At 68.3% G+C, this 22033-nt stretch carries 18 protein-coding genes and 3 pseudogenes; 10 read left to right on the forward strand and 11 right to left on the reverse strand.

All coding sequences use genetic code 11. The features are described 5' to 3' along the window. Positions 1-110: 110 nt before the first annotated feature. Both ACFW48_RS21880 and ACFW48_RS21885 read right to left on the reverse strand, forming a co-directional pair. The gene (locus tag ACFW48_RS21880) at positions 111-788 is read right to left on the reverse strand and encodes a potassium channel family protein (RefSeq protein ID WP_386316975.1); all 678 of its coding nucleotides are present in this window, start codon (positions 786-788) and stop codon (positions 111-113) included. Beyond that, on the reverse strand, positions 788-1459 hold the full coding sequence (locus ACFW48_RS21885; protein ID WP_386316977.1) for a potassium channel family protein: 672 nt from the start codon (positions 1457-1459) through the stop codon (positions 788-790). The genes ACFW48_RS21880 and ACFW48_RS21885 overlap by 1 nt, the downstream gene beginning before the upstream one ends. A 550-nt stretch (positions 1460-2009) precedes the next feature. Here ACFW48_RS21885 and ACFW48_RS21890 point away from each other — a divergent pair. From ACFW48_RS21890 to ACFW48_RS21910, 5 genes are all read left to right on the forward strand, one after another. Then, positions 2010-4073, forward strand: coding sequence for an APC family permease (locus tag ACFW48_RS21890; protein ID WP_386316979.1), 2064 nt, complete (start codon positions 2010-2012; stop codon positions 4071-4073). 77 nt (positions 4074-4150) lie between these two features. Next, positions 4151-5503 (forward strand): class I SAM-dependent RNA methyltransferase, encoded by a 1353-nt coding sequence (locus ACFW48_RS21895; RefSeq protein WP_386316981.1) that lies wholly within the window; start codon positions 4151-4153, stop codon positions 5501-5503. Between the two features lie 280 nt (positions 5504-5783). Then, a complete protein-coding gene (locus tag ACFW48_RS21900; protein ID WP_121749681.1) occupies positions 5784-5978 on the forward strand; it encodes a ribbon-helix-helix protein, CopG family in 195 nt (64 codons plus the stop codon). Continuing rightward, entirely contained in the window at positions 5975-6367 is a 393-nt protein-coding gene (locus ACFW48_RS21905) for a type II toxin-antitoxin system death-on-curing family toxin (RefSeq protein ID WP_386316983.1), read from the forward strand. Before ACFW48_RS21900 ends, ACFW48_RS21905 begins: the two co-directional genes overlap by 4 nt. Positions 6368-6867: 500 nt before the next feature. Further along, positions 6868-7053, forward strand: a complete 186-nt coding sequence (locus tag ACFW48_RS21910) for a hypothetical protein (protein WP_386316985.1) — start codon at positions 6868-6870, stop codon at positions 7051-7053. 103 nt (positions 7054-7156) lie between these two features. On the opposite strand, the pseudogene ACFW48_RS21915 reads toward ACFW48_RS21910, so the two are convergent. From ACFW48_RS21915 to ACFW48_RS21925, 3 genes and pseudogenes are all read right to left on the reverse strand, one after another. Further along, a pseudogene (locus tag ACFW48_RS21915) lies at positions 7157-7315 on the reverse strand (transposase); the annotation flags it as partial. 38 nt (positions 7316-7353) lie between these two features. After that, complete coding sequence (locus tag ACFW48_RS21920; RefSeq protein WP_386316988.1) at positions 7354-8913, reverse strand: ISL3 family transposase; 1560 nt, start codon at positions 8911-8913, stop codon at positions 7354-7356. Positions 8914-9095: 182 nt separating this feature from the next. Then, positions 9096-10298 carry an IS110 family transposase gene (locus tag ACFW48_RS21925; protein ID WP_386316990.1) on the reverse strand — a complete coding sequence of 401 codons (1203 nt, stop codon included), beginning with the start codon at positions 10296-10298 and terminating at the stop codon, positions 9096-9098. A gap of 267 nt (positions 10299-10565) precedes the next feature. On the opposite strand from ACFW48_RS21925, the pseudogene ACFW48_RS21930 reads away from it, so the two are divergent. Next, positions 10566-11201: pseudogene (locus tag ACFW48_RS21930) on the forward strand (IS256 family transposase); the annotation flags it as partial. Between the two features lie 52 nt (positions 11202-11253). Next, positions 11254-11706, forward strand: coding sequence for an HAD family hydrolase (locus ACFW48_RS21935; protein WP_386316992.1), 453 nt, complete (start codon positions 11254-11256; stop codon positions 11704-11706). Between the two features lie 696 nt (positions 11707-12402). Here the strand turns inward: ACFW48_RS21935 and ACFW48_RS21940 are convergent. Continuing rightward, entirely contained in the window at positions 12403-13410 is a 1008-nt protein-coding gene (locus tag ACFW48_RS21940) for a hypothetical protein (RefSeq protein ID WP_386316994.1), read from the reverse strand. A 1146-nt stretch (positions 13411-14556) separates the two neighbouring features. After that, positions 14557-15573 (reverse strand): hypothetical protein, encoded by a 1017-nt coding sequence (locus tag ACFW48_RS21945; RefSeq protein ID WP_386316996.1) that lies wholly within the window; start codon positions 15571-15573, stop codon positions 14557-14559. 1175 nt (positions 15574-16748) lie between these two features. Between ACFW48_RS21945 and ACFW48_RS21950 the strand changes: the two genes are divergently transcribed. The 3 genes from ACFW48_RS21950 (at position 16749) to ACFW48_RS21960 (ending at position 18638) form a co-directional block, all read left to right on the forward strand. Continuing rightward, positions 16749-17372 carry a DUF6183 family protein gene (locus tag ACFW48_RS21950; RefSeq protein WP_386316998.1) on the forward strand — a complete coding sequence of 208 codons (624 nt, stop codon included), beginning with the start codon at positions 16749-16751 and terminating at the stop codon, positions 17370-17372. Positions 17373-17853: 481 nt separating this feature from the next. Then, entirely contained in the window at positions 17854-18420 is a 567-nt protein-coding gene (locus tag ACFW48_RS21955) for a DUF5994 family protein (RefSeq protein WP_386317001.1), read from the forward strand. Between the two features lie 29 nt (positions 18421-18449). Beyond that, positions 18450-18638, forward strand: a complete 189-nt coding sequence (locus ACFW48_RS21960; protein WP_386317003.1) for a hypothetical protein — start codon at positions 18450-18452, stop codon at positions 18636-18638. A gap of 241 nt (positions 18639-18879) precedes the next feature. On the opposite strand, the gene ACFW48_RS21965 is transcribed toward ACFW48_RS21960, so the two are convergent. The 4 genes and pseudogenes from ACFW48_RS21965 to ACFW48_RS21980 form a co-directional block, all read right to left on the reverse strand. Beyond that, a complete protein-coding gene (locus ACFW48_RS21965; RefSeq protein ID WP_386317005.1) occupies positions 18880-19629 on the reverse strand; it encodes a GAF and ANTAR domain-containing protein in 750 nt (249 codons plus the stop codon). 79 nt (positions 19630-19708) lie between these two features. Next, a complete protein-coding gene (locus tag ACFW48_RS21970) occupies positions 19709-20431 on the reverse strand; it encodes an ANTAR domain-containing protein (RefSeq protein WP_386317007.1) in 723 nt (240 codons plus the stop codon). A gap of 384 nt (positions 20432-20815) precedes the next feature. Then, the gene (locus tag ACFW48_RS21975; protein ID WP_386317009.1) at positions 20816-21241 is read right to left on the reverse strand and encodes an STAS domain-containing protein; all 426 of its coding nucleotides are present in this window, start codon (positions 21239-21241) and stop codon (positions 20816-20818) included. A gap of 436 nt (positions 21242-21677) precedes the next feature. After that, positions 21678-21878 (reverse strand): annotated as a pseudogene (locus tag ACFW48_RS21980) (LysR family transcriptional regulator); the annotation flags it as partial. Positions 21879-22033 lie beyond the last annotated feature (155 nt).

The raw sequence follows: 22033 nt of genomic DNA on the forward strand, positions 1-22033 counted from the left end.
GTCCCCCTCCACCCACTGAGGGCTCACGGGGGGGGGGCCCCCGTAGACCCCGGGCCCCCCCACCGTCGTACGCGGGTCCTGCGTCGTCGTACGCGGGTCCTGCGTCGGCTTCAGCGCGCGGCGTCGGTCCGCCGCGCCGACAGCAGGTCCTCCAGCTGCTCCTCGCGGGCCTGAGCCGCCACGAACAGCAGCTCGTCACCCGCCTCCAGGGAGTCCTCCGGGGAGGGTGTCAGCACCCGGGTGCCGCGGATGATCGTGACCAGCGAGGTGTCCTCGGGCCACTCCACGTCCCCGACCTGGATGCCGGCCAGGGCCGACTCCTCCGGCAGCGTCAGCTCCACCAGGTTGGCGTCGCCGTGGCTGAAGCGCAGCAGCCGGACCAGGTCGCCGACGCTCACCGCCTCCTCGACCAGGGCCGACATCAGCCGCGGCGTGGAGACGGCGACGTCCACGCCCCAGGACTCGTTGAACAGCCACTCGTTCTTCGGGTTGTTCACCCGGGCGACGACGCGCGGGACGCCGTACTCCGTCTTGGCCAGCAGGGAGACGACCAGGTTGACCTTGTCGTCGCCCGTCGCGGCGATGACGACGTTGCAGCGCTGCAGCGCCGCCTCGTCCAGCGACGTGATCTCGCACGCGTCGGCGAGCAGCCACTCCGCCATCGGAACGCGCTCGACCGAGATGGCGGTCGGCGCCTTGTCGATGAGCAGGACCTCGTGGCCGTTCTCCAGCAGCTCGCCCGCGATCGAGCGGCCGACCGCACCGGCTCCGGCAATGGCGACCCTCATCAGTGACCGCCCTCCTTTTCGGGACCCTTGGCGAACGACGCCTCGACCTTGTGGACCTCGTCGGCGCGCATCATCACGTGCACCAGGTCCCCCTCCTGCAACACCGTCTGCGAGGTGGGCAGGATGGCCTCCCCGAGCCGGGTGAGGAACGCCACCCGCACACCGGTCTCGTCCTGGAGCCGGCTGATCTTGTGGCCGACCCAGGACGTCGAGGTGTGCACCTCGGCGAGCTGGACGCCGCCGGTCGGGTCGCGCCACAGCGGCTCGGCGCCCGAGGGGAGCAGCCGCCGCAGCATCTGGTCGGCCGTCCAGCGGACGGTGGCGACCGTGGGGATGCCCAGGCGCTGGTAGACCTCGGCGCGGCGGGGGTCGTAGATACGGGCGGCGACGTTCTCCACGCCGAACATCTCGCGGGCCACGCGGGCGGCGATGATGTTCGAGTTGTCACCGCTGGATACGGCGGCGAAGGCGCCGGCCTCCTCGACGCCCGCCTCGCGCAGGGTGTCCTGGTCGAAACCGATACCGGTGACCCTGCGGCCCCCGAACGTGGAACCGAGGCGACGGAACGCGGTGGGGTCCTGGTCGATCACGGCGACCGTGTGCCCCTGCTGCTCCAGGGTCTGCGCGAGGGCCGAGCCCACGCGCCCGCAGCCCATGATGACGATGTGCATCGCCTCACACCCCGCTCTCTGCGGGCCCGCCGGCCTCTGTGGATGTCCTGCTCATGTCTCTCTTTCGGCTCGCCTGGCGACACGTCGCGGCCAGTGTGCGGGCCGCAGGGGAACATCATGCCGGTGAGCACCGACGCTGACGCCTCTCGGGGCCCCGGGATCCCGGATTCCCCGTCCGGGAGGCCGGGTCCCCTGTCCGCACCCAAACGTATCGGCAAGCCTCCAGGGCCCGCAGGGGCCGTCTCACCCCCCGGCCGACGACCCCCGCCGGCCGATGCTGCGGATGCTGGCAAGAGTCAGGATTCCGAGGCCGACGAGCGTGGCGGCGCCGCCGATCAGCTCTGCGCTCAGGTGCATGGGACCTCCAGGGGCGGCAACGGCCGGGAAGCGAACGGCAATCGGACGGTGTTTGTCATATAGGCATGCGAACCCGGCGACCTGCGGAATCCGCAGCCGCACCACCCCCCGAATTCACCCGTAGAGCAGACGGCGGGCCGATCTGGGGTGGCGGGTGGGCGGGCGCCCGTTCGAACGCTTACGATCCTCTGTTGTGTCCAAACTGACCGACGTGCCCAAGCGGATCCTGATCGGGCGCGCACTGCGCAGTGACCGGCTGGGGGAAACGCTCCTGCCGAAGCGCATCGCCCTCCCCGTCTTCGCCTCCGACCCGCTCTCCTCCGTGGCGTACGCGCCCGGCGAGGTGCTGCTGGTCCTGTCCATCGCGGGCGTGTCGGCGTACCACTTCAGTCCCTGGATCGCGGTCGCGGTCGTCGTGCTGATGTTCACCGTGGTCGCCTCCTACCGGCAGAACGTGCACGCCTACCCGAGCGGCGGCGGCGACTACGAGGTCGCGAACACCAACCTCGGGCCCAAGGCGGGGCTGACGGTGGCGAGCGCGCTGCTGGTGGACTACGTTCTGACCGTCGCCGTCTCCATCTCCTCCGGCATCGAGAACCTCGGCTCCGCGATCCCCTTCGTCGTCGAGCACAAGGTCCTCTGCGCGATCGCCGTGATCCTGCTGCTGACGCTGATGAACCTGCGCGGGGTCAGGGAGTCGGGCACCCTGTTCGCGATTCCGACGTACGTCTTCGTCGCGGGCGTCTTCATCATGATCGCGTGGGGAGCCTTCCGCGGCCTGGTCCTCGACGACACCATGCGCGCCCCGACGGCGGACTACGAGATCAAACCGGAACACGGCGGCCTGGCCGGCTTCGCCCTGGTCTTCCTCCTCCTGCGCGCCTTCTCCTCCGGCTGCGCCGCCCTGACCGGAGTCGAGGCGATCTCCAACGGCGTCCCGGCCTTCCGCAAGCCCAAGTCGAAGAACGCGGGCAACACCCTCGCGATGATGGGCCTGCTCGCCGTCACCATGTTCTGCGGCATCATCGCGCTGGCCGCCGCGACCGACGTCCGCATGTCGGAGAACCCGGCCACCGACCTCTTCCACAACGGCGTCGCGGTCGGCGCGGACTACGTCCAGCACCCGGTGATCTCGCAGGTCGCCGAGGCGGTCTTCGGCGAGGGCAGCTTCCTGTTCATCGTGCTGGCCGCGGCCACCGCGCTCGTCCTCTTCCTCGCCGCGAACACCGCCTACAACGGCTTCCCGCTGCTCGGCTCGATCCTCGCCCAGGACCGCTACCTGCCGCGCCAGCTGCACACCCGCGGCGACCGCCTGGCCTTCTCGAACGGCATCGTGCTCCTCGCCGGCGCGGCGATGCTCCTGGTCTTCGTCTACGGCGCCGACTCGACCCGCCTCATCCAGCTCTACATCGTCGGCGTGTTCGTCTCCTTCACGCTCAGCCAGATCGGCATGGTCCGCCACTGGAACCGCCACCTGGCCACCGAACGGGACCACGCCAAGCGCCGCCGCATGCACCGCTCCCGCGCGATCAACGCCTTCGGCGCCTTCTTCACCGGACTCGTCCTGGTCGTCGTACTGGCCACGAAGTTCACGCACGGCGCCTGGGTCGCCCTGCTCGGCATGTGCATCTTCTTCGCCACGATGACGGCGATCCGCAAGCACTACGACCGCGTCGCCGAGGAGATCGCCGCCCCGGAGGACCCCGACGAGGCGCAGCCCGACGACATGGTGCGCCCCTCCCGCGTCCACTCGGTCGTCCTGATCTCCAAGATCCACCGCCCCACCCTGCGCGCCCTCGCCTACGCCAAGCTCATGCGCTCCGACACCCTGGAGGCGCTCAGCGTCAACGTCGACCCGGCGGAGACCAAGGCGCTGCGCGACGAGTGGGAGCGGCGCGGCATCGCCGTACCGCTGAAAGTGCTGGACTCGCCGTACCGCGAGATCACCCGCCCGGTCATCGAGTACGTCAAGAGCCTGCGCAAGGAGTCCCCGCGCGACGCGGTCTCCGTGATCATCCCCGAGTACGTGGTCGGCCACTGGTACGAACATCTGCTGCACAACCAGAGCGCGCTCCGCCTCAAGGGCCGTCTCCTCTTCACCCCCGGCGTCATGGTCACCTCCGTCCCCTACCAGCTCCAGTCCTCCGAGGCCGCCAAGCGCCGGGCCCGCAAGCGGCAGGACTGGAACGCGCCCGGCGCGGTCCGGCGCGGTCCGGCCCAGCCCGACCGGGCGAAGGAGCCCTCGTCGTCGACGTAGACTGGACGGCTGTTGTCCTTTGACGTTCGCCTGCCGGCGTCCGTCTCTCGTCGTCCGTTCTCTGGAGTCACCCCGCCATGCAGGCAGAACCGAAGAAATCGCAGGCGGAGTCCCAGGCGGTCTCACTGGTGGGCCAGGAGTACGAGGTCGAGATCGGCCCCGTCGCCCACGGCGGCCACTGCATCGCCCGTACGTCCGAGGGACAGGTGCTGTTCGTCCGGCACACGCTGCCCGGCGAGCGCGTCGTGGCCCGGGTCACGGAGGGGGAGGAGGGCGCCCGCTTCCTGCGCGCCGACGCGGTCGAGATCCTGGACGCCTCCAAGGACCGCATCGAGGCACCGTGCCCCTTCGCCGGCCCCGGCCGCTGCGGCGGCTGCGACTGGCAGCACGCCAAGCCGGGCGCCCAGCGCCGCCTGAAGGGCGAGGTCGTCGCCGAGCAGCTCAAGCGCCTCGCGGGCCTCACGCCCGAGGAGGCCGGCTGGGACGGCACGGTGATGCCGGCCGAGGGCGACAAGCTGCCCGCCGGCCAGGTCCCGTCGTGGCGCACGCGCGTGCAGTACGCCGTGGACGCCGAGGGCAACGCGGGCCTGCGCAAGCACCGCTCGCACGAGGTCGAACCGATCGACCACTGCATGATCGCCGCCGAGGGCGTCAGCGAGCTGGGCATCGAGCAGCGCGACTGGACCGGCATGGAGTCGGTCGAGGCGATCGCGGCGAGCGGCTCGCAGGACCGCCAGGTCATCCTGACCCCCCGCCCGGGCGCGAGGCTCCCCATCGTCGAGCTGGACCGCCCGGTCTCCGTGATGCGGGTCGGCGAGAAGGACGGCGGCGTCCACCGCGTCCACGGCCGCCCCTTCGTCCGCGAGCGCGCGGACGACCGCACCTACCGGGTGGGCAGCGGCGGCTTCTGGCAGGTCCACCCCAAGGCCGCCGACACCCTCGTCCTCGCGGTCATGCAGGGCCTGCTTCCCCGCAAGGGCGACATGGCCCTCGACCTCTACTGCGGCGTGGGCCTCTTCGCGGGCGCCCTGGCCGACCGGGTCGGCGACAAGGGCGCGGTCCTCGGCATCGAGTCCGGCAAGCGCGCCGTCGAGGACGCCCGGCACAACCTCGACGCCTTCGACCGCGTCCGCATCGAACAGGGCAAGGTCGAGGCGGTCCTGCCGCGCACCGGCATCGACGAGGCCGACCTCATCGTCCTCGACCCGCCGCGCGCGGGTGCGGGGCGCAAGACGGTCGAGCACCTGTCGTCGCTGGGGGCGCGGAGGATCGCGTACGTGGCGTGCGATCCCGCTGCGCTGGCCCGGGATCTGGGGTACTTCCGGGACGGGGGGTATCGGGTGCGGATGTTGCGGGTGTTTGATCTGTTTCCGATGACGCATCATGTGGAGTGCGTGGCGATTCTTGAGCCTGCGGGCAAGGGTGCCTGACCTGCCATTTTGTTTCTTTGGTGGGTTGCTCGACCTGTTTCCCTCCGTGTAGCGGTTCAATCGGACGGATCAATCTTCGCCAGCTCTCTGACCTGCGAGTTCATGAGGATGCGCTGCACCAGGGCGACGCCTGAGATGTCTCTTCGGGGATTCTTGACGCTCGGACGACGCTCATAATGGCGTCTCTACCGCGCCTGCACGTTAGCGGTGCCAGCGGCCGCCTGGTTCCGCCCTCGCGGAGCCGAAAGCGCCGTTGATACCGTCCTGGTATCATTGTCGCATGGCGATGACACTCCGACTCCCCGACGACCTTGACGCGAAGCTCACCGAGCGGGCTCGCCGGGAGGGCCGCAGCAAGCAGGAACTCGCTATTGAGGCCATCCGTGACGCGCAGAACCGGGCCGAGCTGAAGGTCGATGACGTCCTGGTCGAGCTCATGGACAGTGATGCGGAGATTTTGGACTACCTGAAGTGACCGACGTGCGCTACCTCCAGATCGACGAAATCCTGGCCATCGCCCGTACGGTCAACGGTACGGAGCACAGCGTGCGTGACATGGGCCTTCTGGTGTCAGCGATCGAGCGACCCCGGACGAACGTGTTCGGAGCCGAGCTGTATCCCACGCTGCACGAGAAGGCGGCGGCACTGCTGCACTCCGTTGCCCGCAATCACGCACTGATCGACGGCAACAAGCGCACTGCCTGGCTGGCCATGCGCGTCTTCCTGCGGTTCAACGGCGTCAGTGCCAGTACCGTCCCACCGCCCGTCTCCATTGCCGGCCCGTTCGTCGAGGACGTTGCGCAGGACAACATCGATGTACCGGTCATCGCCAAGCGCCTGGCGGCCTGGTTCCCTGTTTTCTGAGATTCGACGACGTGAGGGCAGGGCACGCGCGTGCCCTGCCCTCACGCGCGGTCCGGTCCTGCTCAGGTCGAGCCGGAATGGGACGCTGTCTGCTGGAAGGCGTGGCTCCCTTTAGACGCGGGATACCGGACAGCAGTCGCAGGCTTTCCGCTCGAGTTCTTGGCTCGGGTCACCGGGTGACGCGGGGTGCCTTACCCCGGCGTCACGTACCCGGCGCCGATGCGATCGAGGCCCCTGCGTCAACGCGGCGACGGGGGACACCTGAGTCGACGCCCGCCTCTTGCCGGTCCCCGCTCCATCGCTCGACGCGTTGTCGACGATGACGGCGACCTCGCCGGATGGATCCCGGGGTGCAGGCGACGCCTGGTAGCCGCTGTCGCTCTGCGCCGATAGTTCTCTCAGTGTGTGTCTGCGCGATCAGAATGGGCAGAAGCAGGCCGGGTTCCACGGTCTGACCGAGTCTGTGGTAGGGCGTGAACAGGGAGCGTGAGGCTTCCAGCATGCCGGCGCCGGCGGCCGGGGAAGCCGGACCTGATCCGTCCGACCTCCAGGTCATCGGCGAGGCGACACCGGCATTTATCACCTCACGCCGGCCCACGGGCCTGAACGAGTTCGGGCCGTCCGGTGACAACTGCATCATCCAGTTCTCCTTCCTCGACCCGGCCTGGCGCCGACACGGCAGGTGAGTCGGCAGCGGTAGGGGTGCCCAGGGCGATCAGTGCCCCGTCGGCACCGAGTGCGGCGTCGCACAGCCGCGCGAGATCACGGCTGGATGCCTTGATGCCCCGCCACGCCGCGGTTCTTGATCTCGGTGAGGATGTGCAGCCAGTGCTTGGCGCCCTCGCCACCGTCGCCGGCCCACAGCCCGAGGATCTCCAGCCGGCCCTCGGTGGTGACGGCCAGGGCGACATAGATGGGCCGGTTGGCGACCGCGCCGTCGCGGATCTTGGTTCTGTCGACGATCTTGTGATCCGGACGGGCTGGACTCATCGCTCGAGTAGGACGCGTTTGCGAAGGAGACCGAGGCCGGCTCGGCCGAACATCTGACGCTTCAGCATCTTCAGCCGGTTAATGTTGCCCTCGACGGCGGCGGAACTGTGCGGCAGGGAGAGGCCGTTGCCGACGGCGTCGAAATCGCGGCGGAGGTTGCGGGCGAAGGATGCGAGTGGGGCCAGGGAGTCCTGTTCGGCTCCGGTGATCCAGTCTTCGAGGCGGTTGCCTTGGCGTGCGGTCATCATGACGGCGAACTTCCTGATGTGCCCGGTGAGCCGGTCCAGGCCGGGATCGCGTTCACGCAGCCGGTGGAGCTTGTCGGCGTTGTCATCCCGCAGGTGTTCGGGGTGGGTCGTGATCCAGGAGGTGACCTCGCGGACCGATGGAGGCTTGGGCCCCGGGTCTGGTGCGTATCCGCGCCCGGTCCGATAGCGTCGCAGATGACGCTGGACTGCCAACTCGCCTCTGGGATAACCCTGTTTCTGGATCTCGCGGCAGAGCTGAGCGGCGTTTCTGACACCTTCGTTCCAGCGTCGGTGCAGGTAGCCGGTGTACGGGTCGACGACATGCGCCCGCTGCAGGTTCTTGGCCACGACGTCGTCCGCGGAGCGGGCGTTGACCAGCTTGCGGACGGTGGCCTGGTGCAGTCCGAGTTTCCTTCCGATCGCCGCCTTCGACATCCCCTGCTGCCACAGCTCATGGGCAGCAGCATGCTGTTCACAGAGGCGAGTCACGATCTTCAGCTCTGCCGGCGGCCGGACGACCTGCGGTTCGCCGGGCGTGTCCGCCGGTTCCGAAGGCGGTTCGGCCAGACGGGAGCGGTAGCCGTTCACCGTCTTCTCGACCGCTTGGCCAAGATTGGCCCACAGGTGATAGCGATCAGCGACCTGCTGGGCCTGTGGCGCACCAACGCGTGCCCCCCCGAATAGCCGCTGGACCAGGTCCCGGCAGATCACCTTCACCTCGGGGTGGTTGCGGAGCCAGGCGGCCAGGTCCTCGCCCTCGCGCCCGTCGTAGAGATGAAGTGGACGGTGAGTGGCCATGTCGATCAGTACCGTGCCGTAGTGGCGGCCCTTGCGGAAAGCGAAGTCGTCGACGCCGAGAACCTCCACCTCGCCGACCTCCGGCTCGGGCAAGGCCCTGACCAGTCGCAACAGCGCATCCTTGCCCACGGTGATGCCGACCGCGAAGGCCAGGCGGGCTCCTGCCCGGCCGGCCAGGGCCAGCCCGATCTGTGTCAACACTCCTCGCAGCAAAGGGGTCTGTCGACTGTGCGGGCTCGTCAGTCCCGTGATCTGTTCAGCGAACGTCACCGCCGGGCAGGCAGAGTTCTCGCAGCGGAAGCGACGTATCGATAACTCGATCACGACACCGAGACCGCCCACGGCGACGTCACGCAGCTTGCGTACATACCGGCCATGCACCCGTGCCGAGCTCTGGCCGCACCGACAGACCGCGGTCGCCGCCCGCACCCGCGTCCGCAACACCACCTTGTCCGGCCGGCGCTCGACCTCCTCGACCAACAATGCGGACAGGTACGGGAACAGCTCCAAGAGCACATCACGAGAGCACGCGATGCCTGATCGCGAACATCCAGAACGGCTCGCCTACCCGTCCGGATCACGAGATCGTCGACAGAACCAAGGTCCGCGACGGCGCGGTCGCCAACCGGCCCATCTATGTCGCCCTGGCCGTCACCACCGAGGGCCGGCGGGGGGTGCCTCTATGTCTTTCATCAAGCGAGCCGTGGGGTCCTGGGTTCGTAGAAGGTTCCGTCGCGGAGTATGGCGAACAGGACGCTGATGCGGTGGCGGGCGAGGCGGAGGAGGGCCTGGGTGTGGGTTTTGCCGCGGGCTCGGCAGCGGTCGTAGTAGCTGCGGGAGGCGGGGTCGTGGAGGGCTGCGAACGCGGAGAGGAACATCGCGCGTTTGAGCTGTCGGTTCCCGCCTCTGGGGGCGTGTTCGCCGTGGATCGAGGTACCCGATGACTTGGTGGTCGGTGCGAGGCCGACGTAGGAAGCCAGGTGGGCGGCGCTCGGGAATGAGCTGCCGTCGCCGACGGTGACCAGGAGGACTGCGGCGGTCCTGACACCGACGCCGGGCATCGACGTCAGGACCTTGGCAAGAGGGTGGGCCTCCAGCAGGCTCTCGATCTGGCCCTCGAGGGTCCTGCGTTGTTCGTGGATGGCGGCCAGCGACTTGGCGAGCGAGGGCACGATCACATCGGGCGTGGTCGTGCCGGGAACGACGACGGTCTGTTCGTCGAGGGCGGTGAAGATGTCGTCGACGAGCCGCTGGGCCATGCGCGGGGCTCTGGGCCGGGTGACCTCGATCAGTTTGCGGCGGCCTGCCTTGCGCAGAGCGGCCGGGGATCCGTAGCGCTCGAGGAGCCAGGTGACGGCCTGGTGGTCCAGGCGGGGGCCCAGGACCCGTTCGGGGCTGGGGTGGAACTGGGTGAGCAGGCCGCGGATGCGGTTGGAGGTGCGGTTGGCCTCGGCGGCGAGGTCCTGGTCGAAGCCGACCAGCATGGTCAGCTCTGCGGCGACCTCGTCGGCGAGGTCGAGGGTGCGCAGGGTGTGGGGCATGGTGCGGGCGGCGTCCGCGATGACGGTGGCGTCTTTCGCGTCGGTTTTGGCCTCGCCGGGGTAGAGGTCGGCGATCCTGCGCATCGCGAGTCCGGGCAGGTAGGCGACCTGGCAGCCGGTGTCCCGGGCGACGGTCAGCGGCAGGGCGCCGATGGAAGCGGGCTGGTCCACGATCACCAGGACGGTGCCGAACTTGGCCTTGAGCTTGTCGAAGACGGCCCGCAGCTTCGGTTCGGTGTTCGGCAGCGGCTTGTCGAAGACCGTCTTCCCGGCCGGGTTCAGGCCGTGTCCGTGATGCGTCTGCTTGCCGACGTCCAGGCCCAGGAAGACGCCCACGCCGTCGATGCTGATCACCGTGCCCCCACATGTGTCGATGCGTGCCAGCCTCGGCGGTCGGGAGCCGTTCGCGCGCATCCACGTTATGCAGCCCTGCCGCCCGCGAGCGGCAGGGCATTGCGCCCGGCCGGGCGGTGGTCGGACCTCTCATCAGCGTCTGTGACGGCACCCCTCGGGCCCGGTGACACCACCCCCCAGGTCATCCCTTCGACAGGGGGCAACAGTCATGCCGGGCCCGGAGGCCAGCGGCCCTCTTGCAGGACCGCGAAAAAGATAACGGGGTAGATTCTCGGGCTGTGGGCCGGCGACGGCGGCGAGGGCGCCAAGCACTGGCTGCACATCCTCACCGAGATCAAGAACCGCGGCGTGAACGACGTCCTCATGCTGGTCTGCGACGGGCTCAAGGGCCTGCCCGAAGCGGTGGTAACCGTCTGGCCCCGCACCATCGTGCAGACCTGCGTGGTCCACCTGCTGCGGAACTCCTTCCGCTATGCCGCCCGCCAGGACTGGGACAAGATCGCCCGCCTCCTCAAGCCCGTCTACACGGCGCCGACCGAGGAAGCCGCCCTGGAGCGGTTCGCCGAGTTCGCCGACACCTGGGGACGGAAGTATCCGGCGATCGTGAAGCTGTGGAAGAACGCCTGGGAGGTGTTCACCCCATTCCTGCGGTTCGACACCGAGATCCGCCGCATCGTCTGCACCACCAACGCGATCGAGTCGGTGAACGCCCGCATCCGGCGGGCGGTCAAGGCCCGCGGCCACTTCCCCCACGAGCAGGCCGCCCTGAAGTGCGTCTACATGGCCATCATGTCTCTCGACCCCACGGGCAAGGGCCAGGCCCGCTGGACCATGCGCTGGAAGACCGCACTGAACGCCTTCGACATCACCTTCGACGGCCGACTCTCAGCAGCCCGCCAGTAACCCAACCACCCCAGTTACACCGCTCGTTTGACAGACACTGCGAACACTGAATGTGTTGATCAGGAGCTTGGGCTGTCCGAGAATCTTTCCACCGGGATCTCGGAGGTGCCGAAGTGGCGCCGTATACCGGGGTGTTGACATCTTCGCTGCCCTGCGTGCCCAGGGCCGGGCTCTGGCTGTGTTCACCGGTGCAAGTTCGAGGGCGGCCGGGATGCTGGTGAGGTCTGCAGGGTTGCATGTTGACGTGTTGATCGGTGGCGACCATGTGTCGCGTCCGAAGCCAGCACCGGACGGAATCCTCCTGGCTGCGAAGGAGATCGGTATCGATGCCGTGGACATTGCCTATGTCGGCGGCTCGCCACTCGACCTGCGTGCTGCTGTTGGCGCTGGAAGTCGCGGCGCGGCAGAGGCTTGGGGACACATGTACGGCCAGGCGGAGCGTGCGGATGTCGTTTTGTCGGGCCCCTGTAGGCACTTGATCTCCTGTTCATCGGGGACGTCGTGAGCTAGCGCATCACTTTTTGGTCCTGGCTCAGGGAGGCCAGGTCCGACTCACCCACACATCCATGGGAAGGCCGTGTGGACGGACAGCAAGGCGAGGACGAGACATGTGCTGACTCTGGCGAGGGTCGGGGAGCACGGTCCGGAGCCGTACGGTTCGCCCTCGAGGGCCGTGGACATGGACCGAGGAGGGACGCGGCGAAGTCTGAATGAAGCAAGCCCCCTCGCGCGCCCTCCGGCGAACACTTCATCAGGCGGCGACCGAGTGTCTTCACCACAGACCTCACGGACCGGCCGAGCAGCGGCTCGCACCTTGACGAAGGCCGTTCAGGCTGCCGCCACGACGCCGACGCCGGTCCGATCAAGAGCCAGCCAGTCGCCAGCTCCCAGCGGTGGTGGTCTTCAGGCGTGTCTGGAGGGTGTGTAGGTGGGTGCCACGTCGACCAGGACCCTCCGAGCATGCCCACTCCGCGGGAATCGAAATCTGCTGACCTCCAGCCCCTTCTGAAGGCCAGCGACGCCGGGATGCCCGCTGCCCTGCGTTCAGAGGTCGTCGCCAGTGGCGGCCTGGCGGAGCCTCCGGGGTGTCCGAACGGCCGATGGCCGTGGCGAGGAAGGCGCCCGATCGCTGGTGGCGACTGCCGCCTTGTGGCCCTGACGCTGCCCCAACTCGGTCCCGAGGAAGCCCGGCACGGATGGGTCAGGAGCGTACCTGAGCCGTGTTGGTGTTCTGGTCGGGCACACGAGCCTGGCGTGCAGTGCGACGTGGTGACAAGGGCATTTTGTTACTGTCCGGGTCGGCTGATTCGTGCTGCACCTCGGTGAATCTGCGCGCCGAGCCAGCGCGGACGACTTCGGGCATACGCTCGTTGGGTCGGAAGTACGCCATCTCCCAGACACCGTCAGAGATCCAAAGATTCCAGGTCTTAAGCAGCAGCCCCAGCTGAAGTGAGCTGACAGTGTTGCCGCGCCGTGGCCGGGCCGGATTCTGAAAGTATCGGCGGACAACCCATCTGGGGTCGGCTGTGTCCAGGTGGGCTCCGGAGATCAGGCCCCGGAAGAAGTCGTCCGCGTGCGAGGTGCTCCCGCCGTCCCGGTGGACCAGGTACGCGCATGCCAGTGACGCTGCGGGGGCGGAGTACACGCCGCTTTTCAGGGCGGTCATCAGTGGCAGGAAGTCCGGAAGGTCGAGGTACTCCGACTGGAAGAATCTTACGATCTCGGCGTTGGTGTAGACGACCGACCGCCATGCGGGCCAGGCAATCTTCTTGCGCTCGGCGTCGTAGAGTCGCAGCAGTCGGACGGTCGAAGAGATGTCCTTGCGGTGCCGCTCGACGCCCACCAGGGACAGCGCGGTGGCAGCGGAGCGAGCCTTGCCGCAGTCCATAGTGGTGGCTGTCTGGTGTGGCAGGTCCCGGACGACAAGGAAGCTGCGGGGCGTCTTGCTGATGATTACCGCTTCGAGGCGGTGTTGTCCCTGGATGGCGGCTCCATGACCGCACAGAGACAGGACGTCGGGGTTGTAGTCGTCCCAGCTACCGTTGCACATGTCACGAGCGAGCCGCCGGGCGTGAGAGGAATCCAGCTTGCGTGGGTTGCAGCCGTGCAAGCGGGTCTTCTCAAGGATTTCGGCTGCCGCAGCAGGGGTGACGATCTCACGCACCGGCAAGGGGAGCGGTGCAGAGGAAGACATGCTCTCGTCGTTCATGTCAGACTCCGATGGATCCGAGACAGAGGCGATTGGGTGGCGTTTTCCGCAGCGACGGTTCGTGTCTGCGCAGTCAGTCGCGGGCTCACGTCGCCGGAGCGGGCGACCTTGCTTTGTGAGAGGTGAGCCCAGCGCGGTGAGTAGTGCCCGCCTATGCCGACGGCTCGTCTTCCTTTTCTGGATCGAGAATGGGGCTCGGTTGACGGCGAGGCGGGCGGTGCACCGTCAGCTCGGCAAGGGCCGGTATTCAGTGGCCGGTGGTGTCAGTCCGTATGTTCATGGAAGAATCCGATGGTTCCACCGAATGCGAAGATTCCTGCGACCAGCCCGGCCAGTGGATCGCTGCTTGCGGACGCCGTGATGTAGCCCACGCTGTTGGCAAGGGTGACCGCGGCGCACAACACGAGGAGGGTGCGTTGTTTGAACAATGAATCGTGCCGGGCCTCTCTGAGAGGGGTGCTCTCGGGAGGCTGCAGGTGCGAAGGGGCATTGCAGAGCGGTGAAATTTCGTCCGGTTGAGGGACGGCATCACCGGGGGTCCTGCGCCAGCGTGAAGTGGCTCCGGATCTGGGAGAGTGACTCATGACCGTGTTTCTCCGTTCGCTGGGCACACGGGAAGGTGGTGGGAGCCCTCTCGGAAAGGGCTCCCACCTGCATATGATCAGTCACACCACCGAAGATCAATTTCTCTCGCGCGAATCGATGTCGTGGCGCGACCACGTGAAACCGGGTGGCGCAACGAGGTGCGTCGGATGTGCCCATTCGCTCCATGATTCGGAGCTACGTCGGAGACACGCGACCGCGGCTTGCCGGCAGCGCTGTCGAAAGACGTTCTGCTTGGGCCAGCGTGTTCTTGCCCACCGGCAACGCCGTGACAGCAGTCCATCCCGGCTACTGGTCGCAGCGACACTCCGCGGTGGCCTCGCCGCAGGAGGCGACCAAGCATGCCGGTCGGCCCTAGGAGGCAGAGCCGAAGGCTCCTGACGCACGTCCACGTCGATGTCCGACCCGGCAACCATGTCCGAAGCTCGGCGAGGCATGGTGTTGCGTGTCCGCCCGCCAATGCCTTGGTGTCCAGCAGCGCTTCTTGAACGGGTCGTGCAGGGCGAGCGGTCCAACGCCATCGCCTTGTCCGGGATGCGCCTCTCATGCGGGGAAACCCTCTTCCATGGGCAGGTGCATCATGCCCATCGTCTGTCCAGGAACGCCGGCTCGGTCTGCAGCTCGGCGGCGTGGAATGACGGGTCCGTCCATGCTCGGTTTCCTGAAGGATTGCTGCGTTTGTGCAGGACATGGCGCATTGACGATGTCTGGCATGCGCTGTGTCGCGCGAAAGTTGGCGATCTCCCAGGTCTGACCGGTGACCCAAAGGTTCCACGTCTTCAGGAGGAGTCCCAGGTGGAGGGCGCTGGTGATGTTGCCGCGTCGTGGCCGGGCCGGGCTGTGGAAGTACCGGCGAGTGATCCATCTGGGGTCGGTTGTGTCCAGGTGGGCTCCGGAGATCAGGCCCCGGAAGAAGTCGTCCGCGTGCGAGGTGCTCCCGCCGTCCCGGTGGACCAGGTACGCGCATGCCAGTGACGCTGCGGGGGCGGAGTACACGCCGCTTTTCAGGGCGGTCATCAGCGGCAGAAAGTCCGGCAGGTCGGAATACTTGGACTGGAAGAACCGTACGATCTCGGCGTTGGTGTAGACGACCGACCGCCATGCGGGCCAGGCAACCTTCTTGCGTTCGACGTCGTAGTTCTGCAGCAGTCGGATGGTCGAAGAGATGTCCTTGCGATGCCCGTCGACGCCCACTAGAGACAGCGCGGTCGCAGCCGATCGAGCCTTGCCGCAGTCCATCGTTGTCGCCGCACCATGTGGCACGTCCCTGGCGACAAGGAAGCTGCGGGGTGTCTTGCTGATGATCACCGCTTCGAGGCGGTGTTGTCCCTGGATGGCGGCTCCATGACCGCACAGAGACAGGACGTCGGGGTTGTAGTCGTCCCAGCTACCGTTGCACATGTCACGAGCGAGCCGCCGGGCGTGAGAGGAATCCAGCTTGCGTGGGTTGCAGCCGTGCAAGCGGGTCTTCTCAAGGATTTCGGCTGCTGCAGCAACGGTGACGACCTCGCGTACGAGATCAGGCAGCGCTACGGTAGCGGGCGCGGCGTCTTCGATCACGGTCAACTCCGGTTACGTGCTGAATGCGGGGCGAGCCGGAGTGGTTCACCGTGCGGACTTCTACGAGCGATCGGGTGACCGTTCTCCGAATTGGCGTCACTTGGCGCGGTGACCTGAAGCGTGGGCAGTGACGCAGCGGCGATGTATCACATCGGGCAGCTTCATAGCCCGCAAATGCCTAGTTCATCGAGCACGCGTGACGTTGTCGCAATAGTGACGGATGGCGCACTGTCAGTCGGTGATGACACGCATAGCAGCGGCAGGCAACCGTCCACGTACCGAAGGAATGAGGCGAGTGCCGTCCTGGACTGCTCGAAGAGCCCGTCACGCCACCGGCCGCTGGACCCGATTCCAGGGCGGCTTCCGTCGGCCCACGTTCGACTTCGAGCCCGATGAGGGGGAGCGGGCCCGCCGAACCGCCGACCTGTTCATCCACCAGGAGAGGCACCCAGAGGCGGACCACGTGCCGGAACCGTAGGGCGACGCGGCGACGGCGGATGTCATAGCGCACTCGGGTGTGCTGTTTCGCGGCTCTGCCAGGGCTGGTGCACCACGCTGTTGACCGGACCAGAGACTACACGGGCAATCTCGTCAGCGTCAGCGACCCGCTCCAGGGCCCTCATGGATCGTTCAGAACGCGGAGGCCTCTGGGCGCCACCGACTGACGCGTCCTCGACGGAGAGAGGGACCCTCTGGGTGCTCACAACGGTGCTCCGGCACGGCTGACGAACGTGGTAGCCCCGGCCTTGCCGTGGCAGTCGAGCAAGGCCGACCAGGCTGAGTTGACAGGGCGGTCAGGGACCAGACGCAGGACACTGCACTCGCTCCCGCCCCTGGACTGTTCGATGCGGAGACGATGGACACGTGGCTCGACACCTGTCCGGCGCGCTGCTTCTCCTCGATTGGGTGGCTGGTGTCACCCACTTGGGCGTGCAGAGCGACGTCAGGCATGGGCCCGCTCTGCCCTGGGAGCCCGAGCTCGCCTTTTAGTCAGTGGCGCGGGCCGTCGGGCGGATCGCCGAGACCCTCGCCGACACGCGCTCGCGGGACTGTGCGACGTTTGCCGTGGACTCGCGGATCGGCTGATGCCTTTCGAGATCACGGATCGAGGGAGGCCGATCGGTTGCTGCGTTCGGTGTCCGCGAAGCTGGTCAAGGCTCAGTACCCGCGGGACCTTGAGCCTCTGTTCGGGGGTTGCGGGACGGAATCCGAAGTCGGGCGTCGAGTTGCGGGCGTGTCTGCTCGGAGAGCTGACACTCATCGGCTCGGAGGCCGATCGGCGCTCTCTGGACGCGTACGCCGAAAGGCTGCGTGAGCTGGGACATCCGTTGGCTCGGCTGCCCAGGACGCGCCTGGAGATCGAGCATCGGTTCATGGTACGTGTCCGGGGACTGGGGTCGATCAAGACTTCGAAGCAGCTCCGGTCGCGCTTTCCGGAGATTCCCTCGACCAGCATCGGTGCCGTCGCGGGCCGCACGGCGGGTGAAACGCGTGACGGCGGGCGGGCGAAACGGCTGCTTGGCCGTTCACGGCCGGTGGATGGATCTGTGCGGTTGAGGCACCGTTCTTCACGCTGCCGAGTGCGCTCAGTCCGGACGACTTCGGTGACCGCCGGCGTGCCGCTCCTGGAAGCCGTGCGGCGCGCCGTGGAGCACCGGTGGCTGCGATTCATGGCGTTCACGGACTGGTTCCGCCACGACACCTCAGACGTGGCTTTCGCCGTCCTCGATCCCTCCCGAACCCGGGTCGCGGTGCTGGCGGCGACCGATACCGACGTCGACCGAGACGTTTTCGGGTAGCCGCAGCCGGCTCCCGACGGAGCCCGGCAGCTTCTCGAGCGGTCCCGGCCCTGGCGCTTCCTCGGCTGCCCCGGGCGTTGGAGCGCGGGCCGGGAGTGACGCTCGTGTGCTGTTCCGGGCGTTCGGTGCGGCTCTCCAAGCCTCGACCTACCTGCGCTGACCTGCGGCTCTGCGATGGGCATGTTGGATGAGGGATCCAGCAGCCCGGTCTTCGCGGGGGCGGTGGGAAGTCGTTTCGACGCTCATCTCGCGCTGATCCTGACGGGACCGCAGCGCATTGATTTCGGGGCCTGCCATCGGGTTTCAGGTTGGGCCATGGCGACGGCGGAGTTCTGCTGTCGGCTCCACGGTCCGTTCGGATTGTCCGAGGAGTAGGCTGGAGGTACCGAGGATTCTTCGCACACCGGCTTCCACGCTCGTGTCGTTTTCGGCGATTGATGACGCCGGGCCGGTCGTGACCGCCCGGGGCAGGGTTCGCGTCATGACTGCGACCACTTTCCTCCCGCCGACACTCGAAGGCCGGTCCTCCTCCTCACCGCCGCGTCTGTCGCTGGCTCCCGTCGGTTCCGCACCAGCTTTGCTGGACGGCGCCTGGTGGCCCCACTCCCGTGATCTCGAGGCGGAACTCCCCTCGCTGCTGGCGTTGCTCGATCCCTTGTGGGGCCGGATCACCCGCGTCACGGTGAATCCTGTCCACTGGCCGGTCGTCCCGCGCAAGGTGCCTCTCGCCGGGCGTGCGGTGAAGGTCGGCTGGTTCCGGGCCGAGCAGGATCCGCACGAGCTGTTGCTGCTCTCGTACCGCGTGGGCCGCTGGAACCTGCTGGTGGTCCCGCCGCAGACGCCGGCTGTCTCGGCCGCGTGGCTGATGGCCGCCGCGAGCGACCCGCTGGGCATGTCGACCGCGAGCCGGTTGATGGAGGAGGCGGCACTCCTGCGGACCGTGGCGGAGACCGACGGGGCCGTGGAAGCGGTCTGGGTCTCCGAAGGCGGGCAGGTGGCCGGCGATCCTGTCTCCGCGGCCACGGATTCCCGGGTCACAGCCGCGTAACCGAATCTGACGAAGGTGGTGTGAGGACCGTGGAGATCTTCGTGACCGTGATCGTGGTGCTCGCGGTGGTCGCTCTGGGTGTGCTGCTCATCCACCTGCTCAACGCGCAGAACGATGAACGCATCGCCGCCTTCCGGTACGGCACCGGTGGCCGCCGTGAGCTCAGCGACGGCGAACGCGGGCGGGTTCGACGCCGGCGCCACTCGCGGAACGGATGAACACAACGCCCGAGCGTAGGACGCCGTTCAATGGCGCCTGAAGGCCGCGATCGCCGGACGGCAATGCATGCGGGCGGAACGGCGGTCGTGCTTCCGGTCGTTCAGCGCCCTCGCCCCTGACCAGGTGCGTACCGCGTTCGCCGACATCGTGCCCTGCCTCGACGACGCGGTGCCGGTCGTGTCCGAGCCGGTGGGCAACGCCGTCCGGCACACGGCCGCCGCAACGCCGGGAGCCGTGGTCTCAACTCTCCGGCGCCCCCGACCAGGGCGCGGGCCAGGACCCCAGACCGGCGAGGGGCTCGGAGTCGTTGACGAAGGCGCGGGCCACGTCGGCCAGGCGCCGGTTGTGGGCGCGGGCGTAGCCGCGCAGGGAGCTGAACGCCTGCTCCATGTCGATGCCCTGGCGCTCGGCGAGTTTCCCCTTGGCCTGTTCGATCAGCACCCGGCTGTTCAACGCCGTCTGCAACTGCTCGTTGAGGATCGTGCTGCGGTGGGCGGTGCGTTGTTGCAGCAGGCTGATGGTGGCGACGTCGGCCAGTGCCTGGGCGACCAGCGTGGCGGCCGGGTCGAAGGGGCCGGGCGCGGCGCGGAAAAGGTTCAGGGCGCCCACGGTCTCGTCCCGCAGGCGCATGGGCAGGGCCTGGACGGCTCCGAACCCGCTGCGGTGGGCCACGGCGACGAAGCGCGGCCAGCGATCGACCTCCCGGGTCAGGTCGTGGACGATCACTGGTGCGCCGGTGCGGAAGCACTCGAGACAGGGGCCTTCGTCGTTCTGGAGCTGGAAGAGTTCCAGCAGACGGACCTGTTCGTCGGAGGCGGCCATGACGCGGAGTTTTCCGTCCCGGTCGGCGAGCAGTACCCCGGCGGCGCCGGCGTCGAGCATGCCGACGCAGCGGTCGGTGAGCAGGCGCAGGAAGTCGATGAGGTCGAAGTCGGCGACCAGGTTGTCGGCCAGCTCGACGAAGGTCTTGGCCAGAAGTCGTTGATCCACGTGGGCACCCTTGGTTGAGACTGGTCCCTGCCCCGAGGGGTGGGACGGGCGGCTCGTTCCTCGGCCGGCGTCGCCTGCGTCAAGTCTCCTCCTCGGCCTGGCCCTCCTCCGCGTCGGGTGAGAAGCGAAGCCTACGGGCCACCACGTCGGCGGCCACGTCGGCGAGTTGGCGTCCCTGGGCGTAGGCGTGGGCGCGGAGCCGGGCGAAGGCCTCTTCGATGCCGACTCCGAGCTGGATCGTGAGCATCCCGCTGGCCTGGTCGATCTCCGCTCGGTATGCGCCCAGGTCCTCGGAGCCGGGGACCGGGACCCGCCCGTCGGCCGGCGCGCCGGTCTCGCCGATCGTCGTATCGAGCAGGAGGAGGGTCGCGAGATGGGCGAACGCCAGCGCGTCGGCCAGTTCCTCCGCGTCGAGTACGGTCGGAATGCCGGCGTACAGGTCCAGGACCCCCGGGCTGATCGCCCCCATCCGCAGGGGAAGGGAGAAGACCGCTCGGGCTCCGGCCTCCAGGGCCGCGTCGGCGAACACGGTCCAGCGAGCCTGGATTCCGGCGGTGAGCAGATCGGGTGCCAGTACGGCCGAGCCGCGGGCGAAGGCGTCCACGCATGGCCCCTCACCGAGCGTGAGCTGGAGCTCTTCCAGTCGCCCGCTGATCTCGTCGGTGCTGCACAGTGGGTGGCTCGCCGCGGTCCGCGACATCGCCGACAGGCCGGCCCCGCCGACCGGTAGCGCGGCCACGGCCGCGGTGCAGACGTCCAACACACCGACCGGGGAACCGCGTCGGGCTGCCTCCCTGGCCACCAGCACCTGGATACGCGCCGGCCGGTTGTCAGGCTCGACCCGGACCACCCCCTCCAGACATCCCGACAAGGAGCTCCAGCCTCGCGGCGGCGTCGATCGGGTTGTGGTCCTGTGGGCGCGGCCGGACCGGGGTGCCGACGAACGCGAAGGCGCTGCGGGGTACCGCGGGTCGCCTGTTGCCGTGTGGCAGCGCCCGATCGCGGCCGAGCCGCCGGGAGCCGTCGCCGCGTACCGGGAATCCGGAGGCATGCCGCCTGAGACCGCCTGCCCCGGTGTTCACCGCGGCGTGCCCCGGTCGGCCGATGCCGGCGGTGAGACAGACCATGGCGGACGGCTCGCCGCCCCCTCGGGCTTCCGTGGCTGTCCCGGCCGGCCGGCGGCCGGTCATCCCGTGCCGCCCGAGAGGGCGGGCATCGTCGGGACGGACTCGTGCGGCGGGGCTGAGCGGGATACGGCAGGGGTGTCGCCGAGAGGAGGCGACGACTGGCCGAACGGGAGGCCCAGGAGGAGGAAGCCGCAGCCGGTCAGGTCGAGCATCCGGGCCAGCATCGCCGGAGGATGATGCAGTCGCAGGGTCTTCTCGGCCAGGGTGGCCTGCTGCGACGCACGAAGGAAGGCGTTGAGGCCGCTGCATTCGCAGAAGTTGACGGCGGTGAGGTCGACGTCGATGCTGCGGATGCCGTCCCGCAAGCACCGCTCCAGGGCTGCGCGCACCAACGGCACGGATTCGAGATCGATCTCACCGGCCAGGGTGATCAGTGTCCGGTCCCCTCGGTCATGGCGGTGGACGGCGAGCTGTGGAAGGGGCATGACGCCTCGGTTCGGAAGACTGTCCGGCAGCGGGCGCGACGGTGTCGGATCTCTTGTTCCCGGGCGCGCTGTCGGCAGGATGTGCGTTCGGCGGAGGTGGAACAGCGGCCGGTCCACAGCCTGCACAGCAGGCCCGCGCAGTTCCCTCCAGGGATGCGCCGGGTGGCGGACGAAGGATCCGCTTCCGCAGCCATCCGTGATCAGCAACAGAATGCCGCCGGGGTCTGGGACGTCTCCACAGCAGCATAGTCCTCGCGTCGTGGGATGGGGCGGTCCGAGGCCGCCCGATCCCACGATGCGGACGGTGCGGGACACGGTGGCCGGCGCGCGTCCGAGGCCCCGCACGGCACTCGGCACGCGGAGCACCCAGGACGCCCGAGTACGGCAGCCCCTGCTCGCAGCCCGGTCCGTACGCAACCGCCGCCGGAGGCCGCTGCCGGCCCGGTGTTTCCCGCGGCCGGATGTGAGCCGCGTCGTGGGTGTGCACCCGATGCCACCACAATGCTTCCCGCACAGGTACCGCATCGCACGGCGGCTCGACCACGCGTACGGCGGCGAGCGGCGCGAGGAGCCGGGCGAGGAGCCGGGCGAGGCGGGCCTGGATGAGGGCGATGCGCCGGTCGCCGGCGACCAGGAAGAGCACCAAGTGGTTCACGCCCGCCGAAATCCTGCGGCAGGCGACCTCCAACAACCCGAGAGGCTCGCGCTGATCACGAAGGACGGTGTGATCTTCAAGTACACGTTGGACCTGAGTACCGCGCCGGGGGAGTGCTGGGTCGGCAGCCCCGCCGG

This window comes from Streptomyces sp. NPDC058812, assembly GCF_042744565.1.
Classification (GTDB): Bacteria; Actinomycetota; Actinomycetes; order Streptomycetales; family Streptomycetaceae; genus Streptomyces; species Streptomyces thinghirensis.